The organism is Rhodococcus sp. NPDC057135 (assembly GCF_042670865.1).
Lineage (GTDB): Bacteria > Actinomycetota > Actinomycetes > Mycobacteriales > Mycobacteriaceae > Rhodococcus_F.
Map to the genome: position 1 here is coordinate 456,736 of NZ_JBHUUU010000001.1, position 24,946 is coordinate 481,681.

Genomic DNA, 24,946 nt, shown 5'->3' on the forward strand with positions numbered 1-24,946 from the left:
CATGCCGCCGCGGCAGTATTCGCAGTTATGACAGGATTGGCACGTGAATTCTGCAGTACAGCCTCAGTCCGGCGCGTCTCCTTCGAAGCGTCCCGAGTCGATTTTCACGATAGGGACCAGGCTCGAGGACAGGCTAGGACGAACCGGCACCATCCACACACCGCACGGCGACATCGCGACGCCGTCGTTCGTGGCCGTCGGAACCAAGGCCACGGTCAAGGCCGTGCTGCCCGAGTCCATGAAGGAACTCGGTGCGCAGTCGTTGCTCGCCAATGCGTACCACCTGTACCTGCAGCCGGGACCCGACATCGTCGACGAGGCCGGCGGGCTGGGCAAGTTCATGAACTGGGACGGGCCCACCTTCACCGACAGCGGTGGCTTCCAGGTCATGTCGCTTGGTGTCGGGTTCAAGAAGGTGCTCGCGATGGAGGCCGTCGGTGTCCAGTCCGACGACGTCATCGCGAAGGGCAAAGAGCGTCTCGCGACGGTCGACGACGAGGGCGTGACGTTCAAATCGCACCTCGACGGCAGTAAGCATCGCTTCACTCCCGAGGTGTCGATGCAGATCCAGCATCAGCTCGGCGCCGACATCATGTTCGCGTTCGACGAGCTCACTACGCTGCTCAACACCCGCGGCTACCAGGAGCGATCGGTCGAGCGCACGCAGGCGTGGGCGATCCGCTGTATCAACGAGCACGAGAAGCTCACCGCTGAACGCGCCGACAAGCCCTACCAGGCACTCTTCGGCGTGATCCAAGGCGCGCAGTACGAGGATCTGCGTCGTCAGGCCTGCCGTGGCCTCGAGTCGATCGAAGGCGAGAACGGATACGGATTCGACGGTTACGGCATCGGCGGTGCCTTGGAGAAGCAGAACCTCGGAACGATCGTGCGCTGGTGCAACGAGGAACTACCCGAGAACAAGCCGCGTCATATGCTCGGCATCAGCGAACCGGACGACTTCTTCGTCGCAATCGAGAACGGTGCGGACACCTTCGACTGCGTCAACCCGTCGCGTGTTGCTCGCAATGCTGCGATTTACGTCCGTTCCGGCAGGTTCAACATCAACACCAGCCGATTCCGCCGCGACTTCACACCTATCGACGACGAGTGTGACTGCTACACCTGCGCCAACTACACCCGCGCGTACATTCATCACCTCTTCAAAGCGAAGGAAATGCTCGCGTCGACGCTCTGCACCATCCACAACGAGCGATTCACCGTGAAGTTGGTCGATGACATCCGAGCCAGCATCGAAGGCGGGTACTTCCACGACTTCAAAGCGGACATGCTCGGAAAGTTCTACGCGGCGAAGACGCCTGCACCTCAGGCGTAGGTCGGTTCGCGCTTCTTCACGTAGGCGATGACGCGGTAGGTGATCGGCATGACCAGTACCTCGACAAGGGTCTTCCACAAGAAGCCGACCAGCACGTAGTTGATGAAGTCTTCCCACGTGCTGATGCCGATGACACCGGCCGCGATGGAACAGAAGATGAGGGTATCGGCGAATTCGCCGACGACGGTCGAGCCGATCAGGCGCGCCCACAGGTGCTTCTCCTGCATGCGCTTCTTCATCATGACCAGCACCAGGGAGTTCAGGAGCTGGCCGACGAGGTAGGCGGCCAAGCCTGCGACCAGTAGCCGGGGAATGACGCCCACTACGGTTTCGAGGGCGGCCTGGTTCTCGTAGAACGCCGCCGACGGGAGCTGAACGGCAATCCAGAAGCACGCGGCAGCAAGGATCAGCGCGCCGAAGCCCAGGTAGATCGCGCGTCGGGTCGCTTTGAAGCCGTAGACCTCGCTGAGCACGTCACCGAGGACGTATGCGAGCGGGAACAAGAAGAAGCCGCCGTCGGTGATGATGGGCAGAATCTGCAAGGGGCCGAGCGAGAAGTCGGAATCCGCAAAGAAGGCGACCCCTTTGGTCGCCGCAACGTTCGAGATCAGCAGCGTCGCGGTGAAGAGCGCGACGATCGTCGGGTAATAACCCCTGCTGACGTGCGCAAATTTGGTTTCGTGGGTCGATTCGTCTTGCTGATCCTGAGCTGTCACGTCCGTCATCCAAGCACCACAAGGCGCTCGGATGCGAGTTGGCGACCGTCCAGTTGCGCAGAACACACCGAAGGCCCTGCGGTTTCACGTGGAACCGCAGGGCCTTCGGATTCAGAACATCAGGCTACGGAGCTACCTGACGACCGGTGAGAACTCGATACGCGTACGTGCTCGCGATCAGGGTCACCGGAATGGTCACGAACCATCCAAGGAAGCAAGGGATCGCACCGAGAATGTTGATGCCGATGAGAGCCAAGGCCAGCACGATGAGGCTACTGAAGTTTTTCGTGGTCAGCGAGAAGCTCGATTTGATTGCGGCAATCGGATCTTTGTCCTGGTCGACCACGAAGGTCAGTACGTAGTACAGCAAGTAGGCGACGATGAGAGCAGGAAAGAAGCACAGAACGAGTCCGATCGACGTTGCGAGACCCACGAGGAATCCTGCGACGATGACGGCAACGATATTCGAAAACTGGAAGAACGTACCGAACGCGGGCTTGACCCCGTCGACCTCACTGAGAGCGCCTCGAATAAGAGCAGCTTGAATGATGTATCCGACGATAGTTGCGACAAGGACACCAATTGATCCGATCGCGCTGTAGGCGATCTCGTTGTCGGAATTCAGCGAGGCTGGATTTCCGAAGATGAAGCTGATGAGGGCGGGGATTGCTGCGGCCAGAAGCGCCATCACCAACCAGACAACGGCATTGTCTTTGAACTTGTTCCAACCGTAGGTAATTGCCGCACCCACCGAGAGTTGCGGTCCACCGAACCCTGAGCCGTAGTCATTGGCGGGCGGCGGCGGGAAGTTGCCGCCCCCGGGAGGAGGCGGGTACCCACCAGGCGGCGGGTAGTTGCCACCGGGAGGGGGATAGCTTCCACCCTGCGGAGGTGGTGGGTAGTTGCCCTGCGGAGGTGGTGGGTAGCTGCCACCCTGTGGAGGAGGCGGATAGCTTCCGCCCTGCGGAGGACCGGCGGGAGGTGGGTAACTTCCGGGAGGAGGTGTTCCCTGCTGGCCATATGGATCCTGGGGTGGGAATTGCTTCCCGTCCTCTGGATTCTGGTTGGGGTCGTACCCGCCGGTTGTCATGTGTTCCCCTCAGTCGTAAATATCGCGCTCGAGTGTGACAGTGGATATGACCCTACTGGGATCAAAGAGCGATGTGGATGACATCTGCTCACTTGGATTCGGAGGTCACCTGTGGTTTAGGCTGCGTTGTATGACGAGTTCCGGGGGCAACAACGACGATTCTTCGAGCGATTACCAGGCAAAACCTGGATACGGAGAATTTCCGAGCCTGCCTCCCGAGGGGTACGGCGTGTCCCCGTCCGAAACGCAGTCTTCACCTGAAGTTCCCGGATATACCACTCCCAACGAGCAGTACCCGGGTTATCCGCCGCCGTCGTACAACCCGCCCGGTGATAACCCCCAGCCGGGTGGAATTGGTGAACCCAACCCGTACCTACCGCCGCAGAATTTCGGACCGCAGAATCAATACCAGCCGAATCAATATCAGCAACCCGGACAATACGGACAATCTCAGTACGGACAAGCTCAGTACGGACAACCTCCGAACCCGTACGGTCAACCGAATCAATTCGCGGGTGGGTACGCACCGCCGATGCGGCCGGTCGGCACCAATGGTCTCGCAATTGCATCGCTGGTTGTATCGCTGGTAGGTGGCTGCGCCTGGAGCATCGGCGGAATAGTTGGGATTATCCTGGGAATTGTCGCTCTGAATCAGATCAAGCAGACAGGTCAGGAAGGCCGCGGACTTGCTATCGCCGGTATTGCGATCGGAGCGGTTTTCCTTGCGTTCTTCTTGGTGATACTTGGGTTTGGGATCTTCGGTTCCTATCGATACTGACCATCGCAATCGCGCTCACACGGGAGTGACGATGGACGACGCAGGAAGTGGCTTCCCGAAGTAATAGCCCTGGCCCATGTCGCAGCCGGCTCGCAGGACGTTGGCTGCGTGTTCGGCGGTTTCGACGCCCTCGGCTATCGAATCAAGCCCGAGTTTCCGAGCGATGTCGGCGATGGACTCCATGACCATGAAGGCGCGATCTCCAGCACGATCCGCTGCGCTGACGGCCCAGGTCAACGATTGGTCGATCTTGAGAATGTCGAGCGGCAATTCCGATAACGCGGAGAACGATGCGAAGCCCGCCCCGAAATCATCGAGGGCAATTCGAATTCCTTCGTTGTGCAGGATGTGAAGGGTCTCGGCGGCATGCCGACCTACGACGCCGAGTTCGGTGACTTCCACGATGATTCTGCTCAGTGGGGTTTCAGAACTGTCGAGCGCTCCGAGGATTTCGTGAGCGGCGTGCGGGGTAGCGAGTTGGCGAGGCGAAAAGTTGACCGCGACCATCATGTGCTCAGGCCACGACGCTGTTTGAGCGCAAATCATGTCCAGAGCTTGTAATCCGATGGGAATGATGAGTCCGGAAGACTCGGCGGAGCGCATGAAATCTTGAGGCTCGATCAACCCTCGAAGTGGATGGCGCCACCGCAGAAGGGCTTCATAGCTGATAATTGCTGACGAGCTCAGATTGACCTGGGGTTGATACAACACCTCGAATTGATGGTCGTCGAGTGCCTCGCGAAGCTCGCGGACCATGCGTATTCCTTTTCGTCCTGAGTCGCCCGTGCCGCACGTGCGTGTCAGCGTGGATGCTGCAAGTGGGTACTGCGGTCGGATTCCAGGTTCAGATCCCGGGCGTCGTTTTGCAGGGACCACTCGCCCTGAATTGCCTTCGCCAGTCTCGACCGTACTTCACTATTCGAGAATTGCCAACGAATAGCTATTGCGGACGGCTTTGTCATATCGGACAATCGACCCTTTGTTCCGTCGAGGTGCCAATTGATCCTTCGCTTACTTCGCCGGGAAAATCCACGGGGTCCGGGGGACCTTCCGAGAATCGAATCGATCCGCCAATAGTGGTGGTGTGACAACTTCGCCGGGTTCGGCGAGGCCGATGCTCGACGCGATCATCGTCAGAACCTGTGCGGCACTGCGTCCGGCCTGGAGTTGATCTGCAAGAGTCACTGCGCCGTCGCGCTTCGCGAGGCGTTTGCCTTCACTGTTCAAAGCGAGAGGAACGTGGGCGTACGACGGTGGTTCGATGTCGAGCAGTCGAGCGAGGTAGGCCTGGCGTGGAGCCGAGGTCAGAAGGTCGTCGCCGCGGACCACTTGGTCGATGTTCTGGGCGCCGTCGTCGACGACAACGGCGAGGTTATAGGCGGGTACGCCGTCACCGCGGAGCAGGACGACGTCGTCGACTTGGCCCGTCACCTCGCCGAACAGTTCGTCGTGCACGGTGAACGAGTCGATGCCGGCCCGTAGCCTCAGCGCGGGGGATCGGCCGCTCGCCGCTTTCTCGACGCGTTCGGGCTCCGACAGGTTTCGGCACGTGCCGGGGTAGGCACCGTCGGGAGCATGGGGAGCGGACGGCGCCTGCAGGATTTCCTTGCGTGTGCAGAAGCAAGGATAAGTCAGGTCACGCTCGCGTAATAGTTCGATAGCCTTGTGGTACAAGGGAAGACGGTGTGACTGTAAGACGACGGGGCCGTCCCAGGTGAGGCCGAGCCCCCGCAGATCGTCGAGTTGCCGTTCCATTGCGCCGGGGCGGACACGGTCGAGATCCTCGACCCGAATGAGGAAGTCGCGCCCGCTGGTGCGGGCGAACAGCCAGGCCAAGAGGGCAGTCCGGAGGTTTCCCAGATGGAGATCGCCGGACGGGCTCGGCGCGAAGCGCCCTGCTCCTGCCACGTCAGCTGGCGAGCCCGACGGAGGCCAGCGGATTCTCGGCGTCGTGCAGGGTGAGGCGGATCGCGGTTTCCAAAGCGTGATCGAGGTACTGCGGCGGATACATGGCGGGACTTCCGAGTGCGTCGAGTGCTAATCCGTTGACGGTTGAAAGCAGAAGTGCCGCTCTGGTTTCCGCTTCCGGAGTTCCGATCCCGATCAAAACCGTCGAGATGCCGGTGCGGATTGTGAACAGAGTTGTCCGGCGGATTTCGGAGAGTGACTCACTGGTTGCGGCACGCACGGCAAAGGCGGCGAGCACATGAGCTTCGCGCGTGCGTTGTTCGTCGAGGGGCAGCAGTTGCGAGAGTGCCTGGAACAGAGAGGCATGCGGGTCCGCGTCGGCGGACGACTCGGCCAGTCTCGTCAACAATCGATCGACGAGTGTTCGCAGTGCAAATGCGAACATCTCGTCCTTGGTCGAAAAATGATGCTGCACTGCGCCGATCGAGACGCCCGCCCGTTTTGCGACCTCGCGGACGCTGGCATTTTCCAGTCCGGATTCCGCGGCGACGTCGAACAATGCCGCCGCAAGCAGGTCTGGACTCGTGGAGGATTTTCGACGCTCTGGCATACCGCGACATTACATGTGTATGGAAGTAATGCCCACGTCAGGGGTGCTTTTTCATGCCTTCCTACCGAGGAAGGCAAGGAGTTTCGTTGCTTTGTCAGCGTTGTCCGGAACCTGTATTTCCGGGCCGCATACGCCGCTCATGCGGATCGAGTCGCCCAGGCCCGCGGCGATCTCCGACACCCAGTCCACGTCCGCGTCTCGCATCGCCGTATCGGTGCCGGTTGCGGCCGCGAGGTCCCAACCGTGGATGACCAGATCGAAACACAAAAACCCTTCGACCGTGGCCCCGAGGTTGGTCCTGCCGAAGTGCCCGTCGTATTCGAGGGTGGACTTTGCCGGATCGTCCAGGATTTCCTGCATCGAATCGCGGACGGCCGCCCAGGCTGCGGACGGGTCGTCGTCAACCGACGGGCCCGACGCCAATTCCAGGCCGACTACCTTGACCATGTCTCGTTCGCTGTCGAGCACGTGTCTCACCACGTCGCGGGCGGTCCAGCCCTCGCAGGGGGAATCGTTGTCCCAGCGATCTGCGGGTACGGCGTCGATCCGCGCCGTGAATTCGGCGGCCAGATCCCGGTAGCGTCGGGCGGGGGAGATCTCTGTTGAAGTCATGCGTCGATCCTTCTCCACCGCGGAGCGTTGTGATTGATTATTTCGGACATTCATTCGATTTCCGGAGCGTCCGCCCAGATATCCATCGGTACGACGCCGGCACTCTTGCCTTCGTCATCGAGAAGACGGCCGACCCTTTTCATGGATCTGAGCACCACCGATCTGTTCAACACCACCAGACCCGGCGCTTCTTGGGCGAGTTGCACCTCGGTAATGGGGGTTTCGCGCAGGGAATGGGCGGCGATCGCGAGCAATGTGTTGGCGCGGCCTCCGGATATCCGCATGCACACGCGCATGCCCGGCACTCGATCCACCAGTGCACGGATCGTCGACCGGTCCGTGGGATCGACATATCCCCACACCCAGGTCACGAAAGGCCAGCCGGACAGCGGCAGTGACACGTCGCAGCGGAACACGATCTGGTTGCGCGACGTCAGTTCGGCAAGGCGCCGCCTGACCGTACTTTCGCTGAGGCCGGTACCGACCGTGAGTTCTGCAATCGATGATCGACCGTCCTCGCCCAGCTTCAAGATCAATTGGCGATCGACCGCGTCGAACGTCTTCCCGTGATGGCGCTGATCCGTCGGTGCATATCTGTAGCGCACAGGCCGGTCTGTCATCACCGCCCGCTGCGTGGCATCGAGTACCTGCAACTTCCAGTCGTCTCCGATCGCGAAGACTTCGGTGACGAGATGTGCACGCGAACTGATGATTCCGGGCACTGACGCGAGCGAACGAAGCATGAAGCGCGACAGGAAAGCCATGTCTCTGACTTCGACGAGAAGAGTCAAGTCGCCTGGGCCGCTTGTGTGTTCGACGCTCAGCACCTGCGGCCAGAGGGCGAGCCGCTCGGCAATCGCCAAGGCGTGCGAAGTCGTGCAGTCGACTTCCACGAATGCCAGACACGATTCCGGGCGGCCGTGGCCGGTTGCCCGCGCGGAGACCCAGGCTGTGCCGGAGTCCTGTAGTCGCTGCCAGCGGCGCGCGACGGTGACCGGATCGACTTTGAGTGCGTCACCAACCGTGCGCCACGACGTTCGCGGGTCGAGTTGCAGGCAATTGATCAGGGCGAGGTCGACGTCGTCGAGTACGGCGGAATCCTGCGTTTGTTCGATCACGATGCAAGTATCGTGCATCTTCGTTGTGTCTGGGATCACTTCATTCATGCTCGAAGCGCAGAACGCGGTGGCGAGTGCCCACCGCGTTCCTGCTGTGAGAGGAGAATCCTGATGCCGTCCACCACGTTGTCCGCCGTTCCGACCGAGAGAAGCCTCGAGTGGGTGAAGCGCCTCATCGGTATCGATACGACGAGTGCCCTGAGCAATCGGCCGTTGATCGATCTCGTTGCTGCGGAACTACGTCGCCACGGCGTTGAGCCGATACTTGTTCCCGATGACGGGGGAACGAAGCTCAACTTGTTGGCCACGTTCACGCCTCCTGACGGAAGTACTTCCGGTGGGGTGATGTTCTCCGGCCACACAGACGTCGTGCCCGTCGACGATCAAGACTGGAGCAGCGACCCTTTCACCCCCGAAATTCGCGACGGAAGTCTGTACGGACGTGGCACGTGCGACATGAAGTCGTTCATCGGGATTGTCGTCGCCTCGATCCCCGACATCGTTGCTCGGCCACTGGCGAAGCCGATTCACTTTGCGTTCTCCTACGACGAAGAAGTCGGCTGCATCGGTGCCGCGGGGTTGGTCGAGGAGATCGGCACCCGGAACCTGCGACCTGAAGTGTGCATTGTCGGAGAGCCGTCGGAGATGCGAGTCATTCGCGCACACAAGTCGATGAATGTCATACGTGTTGACCTGCAGGGCATTTCGGCCCACTCGTCGCTCACTCCACAAGGAGTCAACGCGATCGAATACGGCGCCGAGTTGATTCGATTCGTCAGAAGCGTGGCCGACGAGCTCCGCGCGTCCGGCCCGTACGACGACGCATTCGACGTGGCCTGGACAACATGCTCGGTCAATTTCGTATCCGGCGGAATAGCAGTCAACACAGTGCCCGAGGATTGCTCCGTCACTTTCGAGTTCAGGAGTATCAGCACAGCAGGCGCCGAGGATCTGCTCGAACGCTTTGCCGCCGAGGCGAATCGGATCGAAAAGCTGATGCGGGAAGAGAATCCGTCGGCCTCCGTGACGATGCACGTCTCGGCCTCGGTTCCTCCGCTTGAGACGGATGCGAATGCTTCGGCGGCTGCACTGGTCGAACAATGGGGCGGTCTGCCCACGGACGAAAAGGTCGCCTACGCCACCGAGGCCGGGATGTTCGCGAGTATCGGTGTCCCCACTGTTGTGTGCGGTCCGGGAAGCATCACTCAGGCGCATGCACCTGACGAGTACGTGACACTTGACCAATTGGCACAGTGCGAGCAGTTCGTTCGGAACGTCATCGCTCACGCTCGCGCCTGACCCACCCTCACCCCCCTAAGGAAAACCATGTCCACGGCAACTACGCCAACCTCCGGAACTGTCACCCCGGAACGCCTGGCCGCTGCTCGCAAGGCGGTGATCAGCAGTTCGCTCGGCGCTGCACTCGAATGGTTCGACGTCATCGTCTACGCATCATTTGCAGTGGTCATCGCCCATAACTTCTTTCCCGGCGGCGACAACACTCTCGGCTTGATACTGACGTTCGCGACGTTCGCGATCTCGTACGTCATCCGGCCACTGGGCGGGATGGTTCTCGGCAGCTACGCCGACCGTCGCGGGCGCAAGAACGCCTTGACGTTGACGATGATGCTCATGATGATCGGCACGCTCATCATGGCTGTGGCACCGACGACCTCGATGATCGGTCCGTGGGCCGGCGTCGTCATCCTGGTTTCGCGGCTCATTCAAGGATTCTCCGCAGGTGGTGAATTCGGTACTGCCACAACATTCCTCGTGGAAACTGCGCCACACAAGAAGGCGTTCTACTCGTCCTGGCAGGTAGCGAGCCAAGGTGCCTCGGTGTTCCTGGCGTCGTTGTTCGGTTACGTGCTCAACACCCATCTTTCGCATGAAGCGCTCTACTCGTGGGGCTGGCGCGTTCCGTTCTTCTTCGGCATCATCGTCGGCCCGGTCGGTCTCTACATCCGTGCCAAGCTCGATGAAACGGATGATTTCAAGACGAGCGTCCCGGAAAAGGCCCCGCTGAAGACGACGCTGACCAGGCATCTCGGCCGGGTGCTGACCGGTGCCGCAGTAGTGGGCGTCGCGACGATCTCGATCTACCTCATCTTGTACATGCCGACGTTTGCCGTGAAGAACCTCGGAATATCCGCCTCTGCCGGCTATCTCGGCGGCATCGTCGCCGGACTGGTCACCTTGATCACCGTGCCGTTGATCGGTCACCTTGCCGACCGGGTCGGACCGGCGAGAGTTATGACCTGGGCCGCCGTTGCGGCAATCGTCTTGGCCTGGCCGCTCTTCAAATTGATGGTCGATCACCCGTCGACTCTGACGCTCGTCCTGGTTGTTTCTGTCCTGGGTGTCATCATGGCGTTTGCCTTCGGTCCCTTGCCTGCCTTGATGAGTTCGCTGTTCCCGGCGGAGATCCGGGCTACCGGGATGTCCTTGTCGTACAACCTCGGAGTGACTTTGCTCGGCGGAATCGCGCCGTTGGTCTTGACCTGGTTGATCAGTACAACAGGCTCGCTCGACGCCCCGAGTTACTACTACATGACGGTCGCAGTTCTTTCCCTCGGCGGCCTGTGGTCTGCCAGGACGCTTTTCAGTCAAAAGTGACGGCCAGGGGACGACGGTCGCGACTATGCGACCGCGTCTCCCTCGGTCAGAGCGACGACGGTATCCGACCCGTGCCAGTCGGGGGCTTGGGTTCGGAGTAGAGCCGCCGGGGTCAGCGACGAGATTCGGCGGCATTCACGCGTCAAGTGGGCCTGATCGCTGAATCCGCAGTGGGCAGCGGATTCAGCGAGTCCCAACGCGGGTCGACTGCGAGCGAGTGCCATGAAGCGCTGGAGACGCAAGATTGCGCGCAGCGTTGCAGGACCGTACCCGAAGGCGTCGTTGCAACGACGCTGGAGTTGGCGCGAAGTCAGGGCCGCCGCGTCGGCGAGAGAGCTGACATTCCACGCATGTTCGGACAGTGCGGTGCGAACATGGTTGATCACCGGATCGTGACGGAAACTCGAACGTGCCCAACTTCGGACAGCGTCTTCGAGGATGGAGACCTGTTCGTGGTCTTCGGAATTCTCCAAGCGGTTCAACAGTATTCGTGCTGTACGTGCGTCGGTTACATCGCTGAGGTCAGCGCGAGAATCCCGAAGCTCGGACGCCGAAGTTCGCAGCATGGGCGAGGCTGATCCAGGGCGGAATCGAACACCCACGGAGCGTGTTCCTGGCGGAAGAGTGAAGGACCACGCAGCGGTTTCCGGGCCGCAGACGCGGATGCCGACGCCACGTATCCACAGCACGTCCATGCAGGCATCGGGCACGAGGAGGTGCTCGCCTTCTGCACACGCCGTCCAGCCGCACACCAGGATGTCGGAGAGATCCGGGGCGACCGATTGTGGTGTGTACCAACCCATGGCAGAAGCTTATCGAGCGGCACCGACACGAAGGTGAGTTCAGTCGACCGGGCCGAAGCGGTATCCGAACCCCCGAATGGTTTTGATGTATTTCGGTTTCGCGGGATCGGATTCGAGTTTGGACCGCAGGCTGAGAATGGTCGCGTCGACTACTCGCGTCTTTTCGTGGGCGGAACCCCAGACGTTTCGGATCAGGTGATCACGCGAGTACACACGCCCCGGCTCGGTCGACAGTTCCAGGAGTACTCGCCATTCGGTCCGACTGAGGACCAGCAGCTTTCCGCCCATCGTCGCCGTCATCGCACGTCGATCGAGGAGCAAATCACCGTGACGTTGATGTTTGCCGGCAGCGGGATGTGCGGTTTCACGAAGGATCGCGGTTACCCGAAGATCGAGCGCGTGAGAATCGATCGGGTTCAGTACAAAGTCCGAGACAGCGCGATGTGGTGCTTCGTCGATGTCCTCGTGGGTGTCCACCAACATCATGATCGGCATCGAACTGCGTAAGCGGATCTGTCGTGCGATCTCGTAGCCGTCGATGTCCGGCAGCAGAAGGTCGATCACCGCAATATCGAAACTATCGGTGTCCAGGTCGTCGAGTAGTCGACGCCCGGTGCGGACGAGCTGTATCTGGTGCCCGAAATGTATTAATTCGGTACCAAGTGTCTGGACAAGCTCCGAACGATCGGTAGCTGCAAGTATCAAGCTCACGTGAAATCCTCCCCCCGAAGGTGTTACTAGTCGTAACAGCTTGCATTGTGGCAGACCATCGACCGCGGGACCAGACATAGGGCGGCCGATCGGAAGTTTGGCGGAACCGGGGGCGTTCGTCGCTAGACTTCTTTCATGGGCACTCTGTTCGCGTTGACGCTGCCAGGCTTGCTCGTGCTTCTGGTCCTGTTCGCTTTCGCCGAGACTCTCTGGAACCGGCTCACCGGCGGCCGGGCACTGCCGTGGACTCGGGGACGCACGACTCGTCCGGTCTCGGCGGCAGGCTTCGAAGAGGTTGCTGCCCTGTTTCAAGGATCGAAGCATCATGAATTCGAACAGCGGCAGAGCGCATTGATGCATCGTGAGGACGGAACCGACGGTGACCCGCCGTGGGTGTCCGTCGATCCCGAAGCCAACAAGGTGGTTCTCCGTCGACGGAGTTGACAGTCGCCAACAGTCGCCAACAGTCGTCTGGCTCAGGCCCAGCTGCTGGGGCGGGTCAGCGAATCGGGAAGCGTGGTAGCCGAATCGCCGATCGCCGCGTTGATCTGGAACTGAGTGAGAAAGATGCTGCCGCGGAGTTTTGCACCGCGAATGTCGGTGCCGCGTAGGTCTGCACCGATCAGGTCGGCTCGATCGAGATCGCAGCCGCGGAGATCTGCCCCGATCAGATAGGTCCCGCGAAAGTTGGCCCCGCGCAAATCGGAGCCACGAAATTTGGCGCCGATGAGGTCTGCGCCGCGGTGGTCGAGTTTGCGACCCTTCTTGCCCGAGACCGGTGAGCGCACAAGGTCACTCGTCTGCACGAGCAGGGTGTTGACTGCCGCTCGGTGTGCTGAGACGTCGACGGCTCGAATCTGCGAAGGCGTGCCGTGGGTCAGGCTTTCCGTCTCGGCGAGTACTGCGTCGAGTTCCTTCCGAATCGAGTGGGTCTGCTTCAGCGAGCGGGCTTCGGCGAGATACCAGAGCAGTTCGTGCAATTGGCGTACGACAGGGAAGGTTTCGTACATGTCCGACGCGGTCTCAGTGGCGTCACGCCAGCTGACGCCGCGGTAGGTCTGCTGTGAAACCTTCTGTCCCGCACCGAAACAGTCGTAGACGGTGCAACCGGTGAAGCCCTTCTTTCGCAATCCGGTGTGAATGCCGCAACCGAAATCCTCCTGCAGGTTCTTGCAGGGGTCGCCGGCATTCTTGTTGGTCGCGAAGTCGGAAGACTTGGAAAAGGGGAGTGCGACGCAGCACAGACCGAAGCAACTGCTGCAATCTGCGAGCAGATTGGTCTGGCCGGCAATCACGCGTACTCCCGATTGTTGGGTTGGACCGAAAGTGTGTCTTCGGGTTCGTGAGTCTGTCAAACGAAATTGCGCGGTTCTAAAGCAGTCGATGCGCTGTTACGCTGCTTTTTCGCATGTCGATTCGAAGCCGGGGGGCTTGGGTGGGGAACGAAGTACTGCAAGCGGGCGGCGGTCGGATTCGGGACAAAAGGCGTTGGAAAAGGCCGGAATTTTCGGGTCGACTTCGGTGGCGACTTGGTACGGATACGATGCGCCGCAAACGATTCGACAAGCCGGGCTCGACGGGTATGCCGACGGCGGCGCCGGATCGCTCGGCCGGTTCCAAGACGGACTGCGTGCATCCCACGACGGCACGCATTCATGTAACACGGTCATCGGACACATTTGCGGATCGACCGTGATCGGCGCTGCGGCCTCGGACGGACGATCAATGGACGCGAATGATCTGTTCTTCGTGGGAAGCCCCCGAACATGTCGGTGGCAATGTGTACGCCACTGCCGCGGCCAACGATCCGGTTCCGATGATCGGTGACGTGTTCGGTGGTCTGTCGCATGGCGCGAATCCCGCGAACGATCTTCCGTTGATCGGATTCGGTGCCACTGTCGTCGATTCCGCTCGCGGGACCGGGATCGACGCGGGTCTGCTCGGTGAGCTCCCCAGCCCAGCCGCGCACAGTGAGTACTGGGAAATCAACAATCCGGCTCTTGCCGGTATGGGCCACGTGATCGCCGGACTAGGAGCGCCATGACCAACGCAACTCGACGCCGTAAAGCATTCGGCGTGAGCAGTATCGCGGTGGCAGTGCTGCTGTCTGCGTGTACGACGACGGAGAACGGAAAAGTGATGGAAGCCAACGTGAATCTGACCCGCGTGCAGGCACAGGCCAAGGTGATCGAGTACCTGACGGACACGATCGCGATACTGCCGCCGGGCGCCTATCTGACGCGGTATTCCGAACTGAACCAGAAGGTCACCCTCGATCCGGGTGGCACCGTCCCGTGCAACGACAGCAATCTGTCGAAAAACACATCCGTGGACTACGGCGTGATGTATTTCCTCGAGTCTTCTGACGCTGCGAGCATTCCAGGGTTCGGCGATACGATTCGCAATCTGTGGACTGAGCGCGGCTGGAAGTTTCGAACGTACGACTCCGCTGGGGACACGACGAGCACCGAAACTGTTTTGCCGGATGGATATCGAATGGTCTTCGACGAGCATCCACGCGGAGCGGGCCTGACCGGGTCGTCGCCGTGTTTCCCCCGACCTGCCGCGTCGGATCATCCGGACGCGCCCGTGCAGATCGATCAGTCTTGAGCGGGCCCGCATCCTCGTTTCCCGAGTTGACTGTCCTCGCTCGCCAAGCCGACGCCGAGGTCGGGAAAGTTCGCGCGCGCGCTGAAGCGGGAGGTGGTGCCGTCAGCGTCGAGGTTGATGCGTACGGCGCGATCACTGACTTGCAACTGACCGATAGTTGTCTCAGGGGCGGGGCGGCTGCGCTCGCCGCCTCGATCACAGCGGCCCATCGAACCGCTTCTGCGGCAGCAGCGTCTGCCGCGCAGGAACTACGCGCCCCACTCCTCCGTGACCCTCGCGTCGCCGGGGCAATGAATGCTTTCAATGCAGTGGACGCGTTCGATCAGACACCTGCCGCACCTGAAACTCACGTGTTGAAACGAGCCGACCGCGGGTCAGTCGATGACGACCTACCCTGCGACGGCGGTTCGTTTATGCGACGTGCCTGAACCCGGGCAAGAAAGAACCCCTATATTCAGCTCCAGTTCTTTCATGAGTCTGCTTACCGATCGGCCGATACGACGACTACGCGGGAAGAAACGCTTCAAGGGCTGGACGACATTCGCCATACCCACATCAGGTGCGATGGCATCAGCTTCACCAACCGCGTTCAACAAGGGCACGGTCGTTACTCCGGGGCAGGGATTCGAACTCAATTACAAACTGCCGCTCACAGGATCCCTGACTTGGGATCTCGTGGGCGGCAGTTTGTGCCCGTGCGCTCTTTTGTTGCCCATCGCATCGCCGCGGGGATCACCGCGACGCCATGATCCTGGGACCAGACGGATAGGAGAGATCAGCTCATTTCTTCAGCACCCATGAAGCTACCCAGGAACGGTAGCTGCAGTACGGTGCCGAAAAGGATGACGATCTGGGGCCAGTATTTTGTCAGCATAGTGATTCCGTTTCAGTTCGGAGGGAAGACGAGAGCCATTAAGAAAGTAACCAGTGCGCCGACTGTGGCGATTCCTGATCCCGATACAAGAAGTGTGAGGTCTTTGCTCATTCTGATGCTTCTTTCTACAGCTCGATGCCGAAGGAAATATTGAGAGGCATTCTGACGAGTATGTTGAAAAGCATGTCAGAAGCCAACGGTAGGTAGTCTGCCAGCGATAACATTTGTGCTCCTTATACCTGGGCGGGTTGTTCTGCAGAGAATGTGGTGATGAGGGTCGCTAGAGACCCGAACCCGGTGCTGAACAGGGTCTTCAGGAGCTCTCCGAAGGCCGTCCCAAAATCGATCGACACAATGGTTCCTTTCCATGTAGCTGTGGGATTTCAGATCGAGGAATAGATCGGTACGATCTGGAATTGTTCGAGATGGGTCGCATATCAATCGAGAGCGACTCTGACTAGCGCGACGGCAATTGCAGTCATCGACACTGAATTCGCAAGAATTCGCACTGGCCGAGACGAGGTAATGATATTCGATTCGTTTCGCGGTGTCATGGGTTTCGAAATATACTCAAGAAGAGTTTTGGTGGACTACTGCGGAAGTTCACTCATCTCAGCGACAGAGTTTGACGCAGGTCCAGCTGTCGCGGACGGGCTCGAGGGGATACTCCGCTTTGACCGCGAGAATCCCTGCCGACACTGACTTCGACCGCCACCTGTAGGCGTAAATTAACGCCTACAGGCGGCTTCGTCCTGGACCAGCTAGCTAGAACGCGACGTGGAAATTGGTTGCACTCGTTGTGCCGACGGCGTGAGTGGCAAAGTCGCTCTGCGTGACCGGATTATGGAAGACCGTTCCTCCAGGCGAACTGATTTCGACGACGCCACCCAGGGCCACGGTGCCCACCATGCCGGCGTTGCCCTGGAAGCAGTAACCGCCGTTGGCGTCGGAGGTTGCAGTGTAGGTCGCGACGGTCGACCCGCCCAGCTTGAGCTTGCCGGTGACAACCTTGCCCGACAGCTTGGTGACCGTAGCTGGAGGATCGACATTGTCGACGATCGCGCCCTGGTAGGTGTAACCACACATCTGGTAATTGCCGGTGGGTGCGGGGCCGGCCTGAGCTACACCAGATCCGATAAGTCCCGCCGATGCTACTACTGCAGCGATGGCGAATCCGATACCTGATTTCCGCATGTGCATTCCTTTCGTTAATGGGGGTATCCCTGAAGGACCCCGAATTTCGAACTCCGACGGCGATGCCGCGGAGGGAAGCTTTCTTGCAGATCACGGTTTGGCGTCCCAGTCCATGATGCAGGTCACGATAGAGCAAAATTTGTTGCGGGGAGCGATTTTGAGCTCTTTTGTTGGAACGCGTTATAGTTTTTCAATCTTTAGTGCGAGCTGACATAATGTCAGGTCAGGGCACTTTATGTGGCTGGCGGTAGCGGTATAATTGCCTACTACGGAAACGTGTTCATTTTTCAAAACTCGCTTCCGGCTATGTCGTGACTATCTAGTACTAAAGCATTAAGAGTGAAGTATGAAACTGATAAACGTCGAAGGATGTTCGATGAAAAATTGCCCAGGTTTACTACTTTGGTTTTAGCACCAAAGTGGTAGTCCGTTCTTCTTGAAGTTTTTCTGGCGGCCAGCTTCGTGGGGGTCTAATTCGGCGAGCTCGGGTTCGCGGTTGCGTCGCTGTCGAAAATTGTCACAGCCTGCCGTCCGTGCGGTGTCATCCGTCCCAAATCAGATCAGTGGCAGCTCCGCAGAATACCCGCCATGATGTTTCTCTGGTAGGATTTTTTATGTCATTCTGTGGTTAAAAAGTGTTGAGCTGCAACGAAATACGTTCACGGTGAATGTGCATCGTCAGTGTCGAGTGGCAGCGTCGCTACCAGAGTGCGAGCGGACATTCTGCAGCGGCGGCCGCAGCGATGCGCTCTTCGACCGTGGCGCCCTCTAGGTCCTGCTCGATCCCGATACGGATCGCGGCGGCGATGGCCGAGCGCGACCCGCGGGTCCTCGAACGTCGACAAGTGGGCTGGCGATGTTGTGTCGCCGAAGCTCGTATTCGCTGCGTTTGCTGCGGTTGGTTCCAAACTGCATGTTTGCTGGGTTGGTGCAGCCGGCGAAATCGCATTGATGGCACGGCACCGCGTCGTCAGTGTTGGACAAGCCCAACCTCGAGATGGCACCGTATTCGAGCTGGTACGCGAACAAATGCGCTGGCACGGCCCCGCGCCGGGACGGCCGGGCAGACTCGCCGCCCGGAACGAACCATGCCCGGTCGACGACACCCCGCCGATCCAGAGACCAACTCAACCAGTTCGGAGTGTGCGGTCAAGGGTTGCCGACAGCGTGAATGAAGTCGGACTTAAGTTCTGCGACCACCTGCTCCGGTGAAGCGGCATCGTCGACGTCGACATCTACCAACCCGATCCCTGCGGTGTTCAATACAGCTTCCAGACCGTCGATCCTCGGGCGGAACTTAGAAAGATCTGACGCATCCGTGGCGGCACGGATCGCAAGGACTGCTGGCTGCACCGCGGACGCGAACGGTCCGCCGGCTGGAACCAGTCCTGCCGTCTCCGCATTGAGGAGAGTCGCCAGCGCTGGCATGGAACTGAACTCTCGGAAGAAGTTGTTCGGCATGTTGATTGGCGATCCGGCGTCTTCGGCCTGCTTCAACATCGCCGCCAGGTGTCGTGCGCAGATCGACGCTTCTTGGAGCGCCTGCAGGAGCCGAACTTTCGGGTTGATCAGTGATATGCAAAGAAACTACATGCGTGGGAATGACGCCCGGAGTCCCTTCTCGCGGGGGGAAGAGGAAGCCAGTTCCGCCGCCGGGAGATCGAGCTTATGCCTGCGGTGCGAGAACCGGTACAGGGATCGTGACGACAGAAGTTGCCTGCTGCACGACGTACGAGCTGTCGGGAAGATCGGTAACGACTTGAGTTGCCGTGCCCGGGGCGACCCACACCTTGATCGTAGAAGGATTGACCTCCATTGAGAATGACTTCGACAGGCGGCAATACACCACCAGGCGCAAGGCCCAACGAAGTCGCACAGGTCAGAGGCGTTTCCGAATTGTTGGTAATCGTGATGGTCACTGTCGACCCATCTACCGCGACGTGAACGACACATCGTCGGCGTCGGCCGCTGACCCCCAGCAGCAGCCGAGTCCATACGCACCCGACTCGAAGGCGACGACCCCGCCGCGATCTATACCCGCATCGCGGGCGATAACCGAGCCGGGATGGACCGTCACCCGCGAACACATCGACGGTGAAACGTACGGCCGCACCAGCCTCGACGGATCACGCCGCATCATCGTTGACGACACGATCAGCGACGCCCAAGTCGCGAAAACGATCGACTAATAGACCTGGCAACTGCAGCAGGCTGCGCCTGCGCAAGCTCTAGGAAGATATGGTCGGACGGGTGAAGGTTGTGGCGTCCGAGTCGCGTGACGTCTTGAACTACTTCGGTAGCTGCCCTGTATGTGATCACCCGGCTCGGGCGGTAAGCATCACCGCTGAGTGCAACGACGGACGAATCGAGAGCGAAGTCGTAGCGTCCTGCGGAGGAGGGTGCAGATGGAAGCGGCCTGTCGAGCCCACCACAATGACAGGTTCCATTCCCGTGATGAGGCCAAGTCAGGGGATGGTGCCAACCGCTGGTGCCCACTCGTCCCACGCAGCGCTGCGCCACTGAAATGGACTTATAGACTCAATACCTCTCAAGTCAGTCGACGACATCTCTCAAACAAAGTCGACCAGGCGATCAAAAGGACAGCCGGATCCGAGCAGGGCGCACCGAGACCACCGAACACCGACGGCCCGCCGCGACCGGAGCGCAGGTGTTGACCCGACGCATCAACGATGCGGGCTGTGCGAACAAATGCCGCACCTGTAGCGGCGTCGGTGGTCAGTTCGAGGCGGCTGGCGCCATCGGCGTCAACGAGGCAGAAAAGAACCCCTGCGAACCGCTTCTCAGCAGTTCACAGGGGGTCCCTTTGGCGGAGGATAGGGGATTTGAACCCCTGAGGGCGTTAACCCAACCCGCGTTCCAGGCGAGCGCCATAGGCCACTAGGCGAATCCTCCGTGGAGCAGCATACCCAATCACGAGCGTGAAGCGTTAAACGGGTACCTGACCTGCGAAGAGCCGGTGGATCTCAGGGTTTGCATCTCCACCCCGGTAGGTGGTGTGCAGCGGCCGGCGAAAGCCGTCTACACTGTTCATTGGATCCCGCGCGGCGCGCATCCTGTGAACTCCCCCAGGGCCGGAAGGCAGCAAGGGTCAACGGGCTCTGCCGGGTGCGCGGGGTCCTCTATTTTTTTCACATACCCGACCCCGCCTCGTCGGTGAAAGGCCGCTCCGGATGCCTATCCAAACCCAGATCGGGTTGATGAGCCATGAAGAACTCACCTCCGAGCATGAGAGCCAGAGCGCGAAGTACACGCAGCTCCAGGCGCAGAAGCTCGCACTCGATCTGACCCGCGGTAAGCCTTCCCCGGAACAACTCGACCTTTCCGCAGAGCTGCTGACGCTGCCCGGCGACGGTGATTTCCGAGACGGAAGCGGAACCGACTGCCGTAACTACGGTGGACTCACCGGTCTGCCGGAACTGCGCGCCATCTTCGGCGAGCTGCTGGGTATCCCGGTTGCGAACCTTCTCGCCGGCAACAACGCGAGCCTCGAGATCATGCACGACAACGTCGTGTTCTCACTGCTGCACGGCACACCGGATTCAGCTCAGCCATGGGCGCGTGAAGAGAAGATCAAGTTCCTCTGCCCCGCACCGGGCTATGACCGCCACTTCGCGATCACCGAGTCCCTCGGCATCGAGATGATCGCGGTGCCGATGAACCACGACGGCCCGGATGTCGTCAAGATCGCCGAACTTGTTGCGTCAGATCCGCAGATCAAGGGCATGTGGGCTGTTCCGGTTTACGCGAACCCCACCGGTGCCGTGTACTCCGAAGAAATTGTCCGGACGCTTGCATCGATGCCGACAGCCGCGCCTGACTTCCGCCTGTACTGGGACAATGCGTATGCCGTGCATCCGCTTGTCGGCGAGACTGCACCTTCCTACGACATTCTGTCGATGGCAGCGGAGGCCGGACACCCCAACCGTCCGCTCGTGTTCGCGTCGACGTCCAAGATCACTTTTGCCGGCGCCGGTGTGAGCTTCTTCGGTAGCTCGGCGGAAAACCTTGCCTGGTACCAGAAGTTCCTGGGTAAGAAGAGCATCGGACCTGACAAGGTCAATCAGCTTCGCCACCTGCGTTTCTTCGGCAATGCCGACGGCGTTCGTGCGCACATGGAGAAGCATCGCGCGTTCCTGGCGCCCAAGTTCGAGCTCGTACTGCGGATCCTCGAGGATCGTCTCGGTGCGTCGAAGGTCGCGTCCTGGACCGAGCCGAAGGGCGGATACTTCATCAGCCTCGACGTGGTCGACGGCACAGCCAAGCGAGTCATCGAACTGGCGAAGAACGCGGGTATCGCGCTCACTGCGGCAGGTTCGGCTTTCCCGTACAGCACGGATCCGGATGACCGGAACATCCGGTTGGCCCCGAGTTTCCCGTCCACAGCTGAACTCGAAGTTGCCATGGACGGCGTGGCTACGTGTGTCCTGCTCGCGGCCACGGAATCGCGTCTCTCCGAGATCTGAGCGCTCGAAGCGGCGTGCCTGGTCGGTACTTTTCGGTGTCGTCTTGTACCGTTCGGAACATCAATTCCCGACGTAGGGTGTAATTCCCGGAGGTTGTAGTGACGGGCGCGATCAACGCTTCGGATGGGCCCTCTTTCGAGGCACACACCGTGAATTCAGAGTCGTTCCCCGAAGCTGAGGTACCGCAACGTCGACTACGCGTCGGGGTCCTCGGATTCGTCGTTCTGGGCGTTCTGGCCATCGCGTCCGTACTGATGGTCTTGTTCGCGGTTCCGATGAATACGCGGTACTGGGGGATCTTCGAAAACTTTCTCGACCTCGACGTGTATCGCCACGGAGGCAGCGTCGTGGTTCAGGGCCTTCCGTTGTACGACGGACCGGTTCTGCAAGGAATGATGTTCACGTACACACCGTTTGCGGCTTTGCTGTTCACGGTGTGGGCGGTGCTCTCGTTCAAACAGGCGATTGTCGTGTGGACGGGTTTGAACATCGCAGCCTTGTTCGCAGTGATCGTGTTGTGCTGGAAGTACCTCGGTTATCGGCTCGACGCGAAGACGTACGCCGTGAGTGCGTTGGCGACCACGATCTTCCTGTTCATGGAACCGATACGTACGACGCTCTGGCTCGGGCAGATCAACATCTTCCTGCTGCTCCTGATCGTGTGGGATCTAGGCCGGGACGAGAAGAGTCGCCTCCGAGGAATCGGAGCCGGCATTGCCGCCGGGGTGAAGCTGACGCCGGCCTTCTTCTGGGCATACCTGTTCATCACACGCCAATGGCGCGCGTTGGTGACTGCCGTCGTGACGTTCGCAGTGACCGTAGCGATCGGCTTCGTCGTGATCTACAACGACGCGTACAAGTACTGGACCGGCACTCTTGTCGACAGCGAACGCGTCGGACCGACGGATGCTCCGAGCAACCAGTCCGTGTCCGGTTTGATCGCTCAGCTCACTCACACTCCGACGCCGTCGCGGATTCTGGTCCTCGTTTTCAGTGCGCTGGCGGCATGCCTCGGACTCGGCGCGGCGTGGGTTGCTCACCGGCACGGCCAGAAATTGCTCGGCCTCACCATGACGGGTTTGACGGCGACCACTGTCTCGCCGTTCTCGTGGGGACATCACTGGGTGTGGTTCGTGCCGTTGGTCGTTCTCGCAGCGCACTACGCGATCGTGTCGCAGAAGCGTTGGGCGTGGGTAGCGCCTTTCGTGTTCCTGCTTCCCGTACTGAACTGGTCTCACACCTGGTGGGATCCGTCGGTCATTCCGGGTACGGATCGCTTTGTCGGCATGGGCTTGTTCATGTTCGTGCCGCCTGAATATCTGCGGATCCCGACCGTCGGCGTCTACCTCTGGGTCTTCACGCTTGCCGCGGTCTCCACCTTGGTTCTGTTCGGCTGGAGGAAGTGGAAGATTCCGGTGCCGGATGCACCGGCGCCGGTCACAACTGCTGCCTGACGTGGCAGTATCGGACTCATGGCACTTCATCTGAACCTTGTCGGTGACCCCGAAGCTGATGCCCTCCTCGCCGAAGACCCGTTGGCGTTGTTGATCGGAATGCTTCTCGATCAACAGGTTCCGATGGAAACGGCCTTCCGCGGTCCGAAGAAGCTGGCGGATCGGCTCGGCGGCATCGATGTCAGGCGAATCGCCGACATGGACACCGACGAGTTCATCGCGATCTGTGCCGAGCCCCCGGCTGTGCACCGATTCCCCAAGTCGATGGGCGAGCGCATCCAGCTCATGTGCCAGTTCATCGTCGAGAACTACGACGGCGACACCGCGGCGATCTGGACTTCGGACAACCCCGATGGCAAGGAAGTGCTGAAGCGGCTCAAGGCTCTGCCCGGTTACGGCGACCAGAAAGCCCGGATCTTCCTTGCATTGCTCGGCAAGCAGATCGGCGTCGAGCCGAAGGGCTGGCGCCAAGCGGCCGGCGACTACGGCCTCGAAGGTTCGAGGCGTTCGATTGCCGACGTGGTCGACGAGCAGTCTTTGCTCGAGGTCCGTGAGTTCAAGAAGGCAGCAAAGGCCGCGGCGAAGGCGAAATAGGTCACTGGTCTTCGCGTTCGTGCCTTTCGCGATCCTCACGCTGACGCTGGAGGAACGGGCTCGGGTTCTGTCCACCGATCGGACCGTGGCCGAGGACCCCGTGCTCGTAGGCGGACTCCGCGTGCAGGGCAACGTCGATGCCGCGGGCCTCGTCTTCACGTGAAATGCGGAAGCCGAAGGTCTTGTCGATGAGCTTTCCCAGACCGTAGGTCACTCCGAAGGCATAGAGCGCGACCACGACGACACCGACGAACTGCTTGCCCAACTGAGCGAACCCACCGCCGAAGAACAAACCTTCCGGACCGCCCGTCATCACGGCCGTCGCGAGAAGTCCGATCAGCAACGAGCCGACGATTCCACCGACGAGGTGCACGCCGACGACGTCGAGGGAGTCGTCGTAGCCGAGCTTGTGCTTCCATCCCACGGCGTACGAGCAGACGATGCCCGCGATCAGACCGATGACGAGCGCGCCGAACATGTTCACCGTTCCGCACGACGGGGTGATCGCGACCAACCCGGCGACGACGCCCGAGGCCGCGCCGAACGTGGTGGGGTGACCGTCACGGTTCTGTTCGACGAACAGCCAGCCGAGTAGTCCGGTGCAACCGGCGACGAGGGTGTTGAGGAAGATCTGCGAGGCCATACCGTCGGCAGCAAGGGCCGAACCGGCATTGAAGCCGAACCAACCGAACCAGAGCAGGCCGACGCCGAGCAGGACGAACGGCAGATTGTGTGGACGCATCGACTCGGCCTTGAAACCCATCCGCTGGCCGAGGACCAGGGCCAATGCCAGACCCGACGCTCCGGACACGATCTCGACCACGAGGCCACCGGCGTAGTCGAGTGCTCCCATCTGGGCGAGCCATCCCTGCGGATTCCACACCCAGTGAGCGACGGGGACGTAGACGAGCAAGGACCAGATGGGGACGAAGATCATCCAGGCGGAGAACTTCGCTCGGTCGGCGATCGCACCACTGATGAGTGCTGCAGTAAGGATCGCGAACGTCAATTGGAAGGTTGCGAACAACACTTCCGGAACGTTCCCGTGCACGGTCGACGGGTCTATGCCCGCCATTCCGACGTGCTCGAGCCCACCGATGATGCCGCCGTGATCGTCGCCGAAGACGAGGCTGTAACCCACGAACAACCAGGCAACGGTAACGAGCGCGATCGAGACGAAGCTCATCATGATCATGTTGAGGACGCCGGTCGAGCGGACCATGCCGCCGTAGAACAGTGCGAGTCCTGGCGTCATCAGAAGTACCAGTGCAGTACTGACGAGCAACCAGGCAGTTGCTCCGGCATCGATGGTGGCGGGCACAGTTTTCTCCTCACGCACACGGACCAGCCCGCATGCACGGAACCCACGATGCGTGCGTGCGGTTTCCTACGCACTGCGATTGTGTTGCGAACATGTTTCGGGAGAAGTCGGCGTTGCACC

26 protein-coding genes, 1 tRNA gene, 1 other RNA gene and 1 pseudogene are annotated in these 24,946 nt (G+C 60.3%); 14 read left to right on the top strand and 15 right to left on the bottom strand.

The features are described 5' to 3' along the window. The first annotated feature begins 43 nt into the window (after positions 1 to 43). A complete protein-coding gene (gene tgt / locus ACFT1A_RS02110; protein WP_378445639.1) occupies positions 44 to 1,333 on the top strand; it encodes a tRNA guanosine(34) transglycosylase Tgt in 1,290 nt (429 codons plus the stop codon). Here the strand turns inward: tgt and ACFT1A_RS02115 are convergent. Together ACFT1A_RS02115 and ACFT1A_RS02120 are read right to left on the bottom strand one after the other, a co-directional pair. Then, positions 1,324 to 2,058 (bottom strand): queuosine precursor transporter, encoded by a 735-nt coding sequence (locus ACFT1A_RS02115; RefSeq protein WP_378445640.1) that lies wholly within the window; start codon positions 2,056 to 2,058, stop codon positions 1,324 to 1,326. The genes tgt and ACFT1A_RS02115 overlap by 10 nt on opposite strands. A gap of 115 nt (positions 2,059 to 2,173) precedes the next feature. Next, the gene (locus ACFT1A_RS02120) at positions 2,174 to 3,139 is read right to left on the bottom strand and encodes a hypothetical protein (RefSeq protein WP_378445641.1); all 966 of its coding nucleotides are present in this window, start codon (positions 3,137 to 3,139) and stop codon (positions 2,174 to 2,176) included. 130 nt (positions 3,140 to 3,269) lie between these two features. Between ACFT1A_RS02120 and ACFT1A_RS02125 the strand changes: the two genes are divergently transcribed. Continuing rightward, entirely contained in the window at positions 3,270 to 3,917 is a 648-nt protein-coding gene (locus ACFT1A_RS02125) for a DUF4190 domain-containing protein (protein ID WP_378445773.1), read from the top strand. Between the two features lie 15 nt (positions 3,918 to 3,932). Here the strand turns inward: ACFT1A_RS02125 and ACFT1A_RS02130 are convergent, their stop codons facing one another. The 5 genes from ACFT1A_RS02130 to ACFT1A_RS02150 all read right to left on the bottom strand — a co-directional run bounded on the left by ACFT1A_RS02130 (position 3,933) and on the right by ACFT1A_RS02150 (position 8,165). Continuing rightward, positions 3,933 to 4,673: an EAL domain-containing protein gene (locus ACFT1A_RS02130; protein ID WP_378445642.1), complete on the bottom strand. Its 741-nt coding sequence runs from the start codon at positions 4,671 to 4,673 to the stop codon at positions 3,933 to 3,935. A gap of 255 nt (positions 4,674 to 4,928) precedes the next feature. Then, positions 4,929 to 5,825, bottom strand: coding sequence for a tRNA glutamyl-Q(34) synthetase GluQRS (gluQRS, locus tag ACFT1A_RS02135; protein ID WP_378445643.1), 897 nt, complete (start codon positions 5,823 to 5,825; stop codon positions 4,929 to 4,931). Position 5,826: 1 nt separating this feature from the next. Beyond that, positions 5,827 to 6,435, bottom strand: a complete 609-nt coding sequence (locus tag ACFT1A_RS02140; protein WP_378445644.1) for a TetR/AcrR family transcriptional regulator — start codon at positions 6,433 to 6,435, stop codon at positions 5,827 to 5,829. 51 nt (positions 6,436 to 6,486) lie between these two features. Then, positions 6,487 to 7,047 carry a TIGR03086 family metal-binding protein gene (locus ACFT1A_RS02145; protein WP_378445645.1) on the bottom strand — a complete coding sequence of 187 codons (561 nt, stop codon included), beginning with the start codon at positions 7,045 to 7,047 and terminating at the stop codon, positions 6,487 to 6,489. 50 nt (positions 7,048 to 7,097) lie between these two features. After that, the gene (locus ACFT1A_RS02150; RefSeq protein ID WP_378445646.1) at positions 7,098 to 8,165 is read right to left on the bottom strand and encodes an Lrp/AsnC family transcriptional regulator; all 1,068 of its coding nucleotides are present in this window, start codon (positions 8,163 to 8,165) and stop codon (positions 7,098 to 7,100) included. Positions 8,166 to 8,276: 111 nt separating this feature from the next. Between ACFT1A_RS02150 and argE the strand changes: the two genes are divergently transcribed. Further along, on the top strand, positions 8,277 to 9,464 hold the full coding sequence (gene argE, locus ACFT1A_RS02155; protein WP_378445647.1) for an acetylornithine deacetylase: 1,188 nt from the start codon (positions 8,277 to 8,279) through the stop codon (positions 9,462 to 9,464). Positions 9,465 to 9,491: 27 nt separating this feature from the next. After that, positions 9,492 to 10,781, top strand: a complete 1,290-nt coding sequence (locus tag ACFT1A_RS02160; protein ID WP_378445648.1) for an MFS transporter — start codon at positions 9,492 to 9,494, stop codon at positions 10,779 to 10,781. A gap of 23 nt (positions 10,782 to 10,804) precedes the next feature. Here the strand turns inward: ACFT1A_RS02160 and ACFT1A_RS02165 are convergent, their stop codons facing one another. Both ACFT1A_RS02165 and ACFT1A_RS02170 read right to left on the bottom strand, forming a co-directional pair. Beyond that, positions 10,805 to 11,584 carry a helix-turn-helix domain-containing protein gene (locus ACFT1A_RS02165; protein WP_378445649.1) on the bottom strand — a complete coding sequence of 260 codons (780 nt, stop codon included), beginning with the start codon at positions 11,582 to 11,584 and terminating at the stop codon, positions 10,805 to 10,807. 39 nt (positions 11,585 to 11,623) lie between these two features. Next, entirely contained in the window at positions 11,624 to 12,295 is a 672-nt protein-coding gene (locus ACFT1A_RS02170) for a response regulator transcription factor (protein WP_378445650.1), read from the bottom strand. A 135-nt stretch (positions 12,296 to 12,430) separates the two neighbouring features. On the opposite strand from ACFT1A_RS02170, the gene ACFT1A_RS02175 reads away from it, so the two are divergent. Then, on the top strand, positions 12,431 to 12,739 hold the full coding sequence (locus ACFT1A_RS02175; protein WP_007731580.1) for a DUF6191 domain-containing protein: 309 nt from the start codon (positions 12,431 to 12,433) through the stop codon (positions 12,737 to 12,739). 32 nt (positions 12,740 to 12,771) lie between these two features. Here ACFT1A_RS02175 and ACFT1A_RS02180 read toward each other — a convergent pair whose 3' ends face one another. After that, positions 12,772 to 13,590 (bottom strand): pentapeptide repeat-containing protein, encoded by an 819-nt coding sequence (locus tag ACFT1A_RS02180; RefSeq protein ID WP_378445651.1) that lies wholly within the window; start codon positions 13,588 to 13,590, stop codon positions 12,772 to 12,774. Positions 13,591 to 13,678: 88 nt separating this feature from the next. Between ACFT1A_RS02180 and ACFT1A_RS02185 the strand changes: the two genes are divergently transcribed. From ACFT1A_RS02185 to ACFT1A_RS02200, 4 genes are read left to right on the top strand one after another with little or no spacing between them, the layout of a single operon-like run. Beyond that, entirely contained in the window at positions 13,679 to 14,122 is a 444-nt protein-coding gene (locus ACFT1A_RS02185) for an alpha/beta hydrolase (protein WP_378445652.1), read from the top strand. Continuing rightward, positions 14,031 to 14,339 (top strand): hypothetical protein, encoded by a 309-nt coding sequence (locus ACFT1A_RS02190; RefSeq protein WP_378445779.1) that lies wholly within the window; start codon positions 14,031 to 14,033, stop codon positions 14,337 to 14,339. Before ACFT1A_RS02185 ends, ACFT1A_RS02190 begins: the two co-directional genes overlap by 92 nt. Then, positions 14,336 to 14,905, top strand: coding sequence for a hypothetical protein (locus ACFT1A_RS02195; RefSeq protein ID WP_378445653.1), 570 nt, complete (start codon positions 14,336 to 14,338; stop codon positions 14,903 to 14,905). The genes ACFT1A_RS02190 and ACFT1A_RS02195 overlap by 4 nt, the downstream gene beginning before the upstream one ends. Further along, on the top strand, positions 14,902 to 15,333 hold the full coding sequence (locus tag ACFT1A_RS02200) for a YbaB/EbfC family nucleoid-associated protein (protein ID WP_378445654.1): 432 nt from the start codon (positions 14,902 to 14,904) through the stop codon (positions 15,331 to 15,333). The genes ACFT1A_RS02195 and ACFT1A_RS02200 overlap by 4 nt, the downstream gene beginning before the upstream one ends. A 1,211-nt stretch (positions 15,334 to 16,544) precedes the next feature. Here ACFT1A_RS02200 and ACFT1A_RS02205 read toward each other — a convergent pair. The 3 genes and pseudogenes from ACFT1A_RS02205 to ACFT1A_RS02215 form a co-directional block, all read right to left on the bottom strand. Continuing rightward, positions 16,545 to 16,973, bottom strand: coding sequence for a hypothetical protein (locus tag ACFT1A_RS02205; protein WP_378445655.1), 429 nt, complete (start codon positions 16,971 to 16,973; stop codon positions 16,545 to 16,547). 700 nt (positions 16,974 to 17,673) lie between these two features. Beyond that, positions 17,674 to 18,091, bottom strand: a pseudogene (locus ACFT1A_RS02210) (hypothetical protein); the annotation flags it as partial. A 31-nt stretch (positions 18,092 to 18,122) separates the two neighbouring features. Further along, on the bottom strand, positions 18,123 to 18,473 hold the full coding sequence (locus ACFT1A_RS02215; RefSeq protein WP_378445656.1) for a hypothetical protein: 351 nt from the start codon (positions 18,471 to 18,473) through the stop codon (positions 18,123 to 18,125). A gap of 440 nt (positions 18,474 to 18,913) precedes the next feature. Between ACFT1A_RS02215 and ACFT1A_RS02220 the strand changes: the two genes are divergently transcribed. Continuing rightward, the gene (locus ACFT1A_RS02220) at positions 18,914 to 19,162 is read left to right on the top strand and encodes a hypothetical protein (RefSeq protein ID WP_378445657.1); all 249 of its coding nucleotides are present in this window, start codon (positions 18,914 to 18,916) and stop codon (positions 19,160 to 19,162) included. Positions 19,163 to 19,798: 636 nt separating this feature from the next. On the opposite strand, the gene ACFT1A_RS02225 is transcribed toward ACFT1A_RS02220, so the two are convergent. Then, positions 19,799 to 19,886, bottom strand: a tRNA-Ser gene (locus ACFT1A_RS02225). Positions 19,887 to 20,022: 136 nt separating this feature from the next. Between ACFT1A_RS02225 and ffs the strand changes: the two genes are divergently transcribed. The 4 genes from ffs (at position 20,023) to ACFT1A_RS02245 (ending at position 23,505) form a co-directional block, all read left to right on the top strand. Next, an RNA gene (gene ffs, locus ACFT1A_RS02230) (signal recognition particle sRNA small type) lies at positions 20,023 to 20,122 on the top strand. A 42-nt stretch (positions 20,123 to 20,164) separates the two neighbouring features. Further along, entirely contained in the window at positions 20,165 to 21,457 is a 1,293-nt protein-coding gene (locus ACFT1A_RS02235) for an aminotransferase class I/II-fold pyridoxal phosphate-dependent enzyme (RefSeq protein ID WP_317553517.1), read from the top strand. Positions 21,458 to 21,606: 149 nt separating this feature from the next. After that, positions 21,607 to 22,911, top strand: coding sequence for a glycosyltransferase 87 family protein (locus ACFT1A_RS02240; protein ID WP_378445658.1), 1,305 nt, complete (start codon positions 21,607 to 21,609; stop codon positions 22,909 to 22,911). Between the two features lie 18 nt (positions 22,912 to 22,929). Continuing rightward, positions 22,930 to 23,505 (top strand): HhH-GPD-type base excision DNA repair protein, encoded by a 576-nt coding sequence (locus ACFT1A_RS02245; RefSeq protein WP_378445659.1) that lies wholly within the window; start codon positions 22,930 to 22,932, stop codon positions 23,503 to 23,505. Position 23,506: 1 nt separating this feature from the next. On the opposite strand, the gene ACFT1A_RS02250 is transcribed toward ACFT1A_RS02245, so the two are convergent. Further along, positions 23,507 to 24,826: an ammonium transporter gene (locus ACFT1A_RS02250; protein WP_378445660.1), complete on the bottom strand. Its 1,320-nt coding sequence runs from the start codon at positions 24,824 to 24,826 to the stop codon at positions 23,507 to 23,509. Positions 24,827 to 24,946 lie beyond the last annotated feature (120 nt).

Bases quoted from the DNA above. Each gene is read 5' to 3' on its own strand.
- ACFT1A_RS02115 (WP_378445640.1), bottom strand. From the start codon at position 2,058: ATGACGGACGTGACAGCTCAGGATCAGCAAGACGAATCGACCCACGAA.
- ACFT1A_RS02120 (WP_378445641.1), bottom strand. From the start codon at position 3,139: ATGACAACCGGCGGGTACGACCCCAACCAGAATCCAGAGGACGGGAAG.
- ACFT1A_RS02125 (WP_378445773.1), top strand. From the start codon at position 3,270: ATGACGAGTTCCGGGGGCAACAACGACGATTCTTCGAGCGATTACCAG.
- ACFT1A_RS02130 (WP_378445642.1), bottom strand. From the start codon at position 4,673: ATGGTCCGCGAGCTTCGCGAGGCACTCGACGACCATCAATTCGAGGTG.
- ACFT1A_RS02140 (WP_378445644.1), bottom strand. From the start codon at position 6,435: ATGCCAGAGCGTCGAAAATCCTCCACGAGTCCAGACCTGCTTGCGGCG.
- ACFT1A_RS02145 (WP_378445645.1), bottom strand. From the start codon at position 7,047: ATGACTTCAACAGAGATCTCCCCCGCCCGACGCTACCGGGATCTGGCC.
- argE (WP_378445647.1), top strand. From the start codon at position 8,277: ATGCCGTCCACCACGTTGTCCGCCGTTCCGACCGAGAGAAGCCTCGAG.
- ACFT1A_RS02160 (WP_378445648.1), top strand. From the start codon at position 9,492: ATGTCCACGGCAACTACGCCAACCTCCGGAACTGTCACCCCGGAACGC.
- ACFT1A_RS02165 (WP_378445649.1), bottom strand. From the start codon at position 11,584: ATGGGTTGGTACACACCACAATCGGTCGCCCCGGATCTCTCCGACATC.
- ACFT1A_RS02175 (WP_007731580.1), top strand. From the start codon at position 12,431: ATGGGCACTCTGTTCGCGTTGACGCTGCCAGGCTTGCTCGTGCTTCTG.
- ACFT1A_RS02185 (WP_378445652.1), top strand. From the start codon at position 13,679: ATGCGCTGTTACGCTGCTTTTTCGCATGTCGATTCGAAGCCGGGGGGC.
- ACFT1A_RS02190 (WP_378445779.1), top strand. From the start codon at position 14,031: ATGATCTGTTCTTCGTGGGAAGCCCCCGAACATGTCGGTGGCAATGTG.
- ACFT1A_RS02195 (WP_378445653.1), top strand. From the start codon at position 14,336: ATGACCAACGCAACTCGACGCCGTAAAGCATTCGGCGTGAGCAGTATC.
- ACFT1A_RS02205 (WP_378445655.1), bottom strand. From the start codon at position 16,973: ATGCGGAAATCAGGTATCGGATTCGCCATCGCTGCAGTAGTAGCATCG.
- ACFT1A_RS02215 (WP_378445656.1), bottom strand. From the start codon at position 18,473: ATGTTGAAGCAGGCCGAAGACGCCGGATCGCCAATCAACATGCCGAAC.
- ACFT1A_RS02235 (WP_317553517.1), top strand. From the start codon at position 20,165: ATGCCTATCCAAACCCAGATCGGGTTGATGAGCCATGAAGAACTCACC.
- ACFT1A_RS02245 (WP_378445659.1), top strand. From the start codon at position 22,930: ATGGCACTTCATCTGAACCTTGTCGGTGACCCCGAAGCTGATGCCCTC.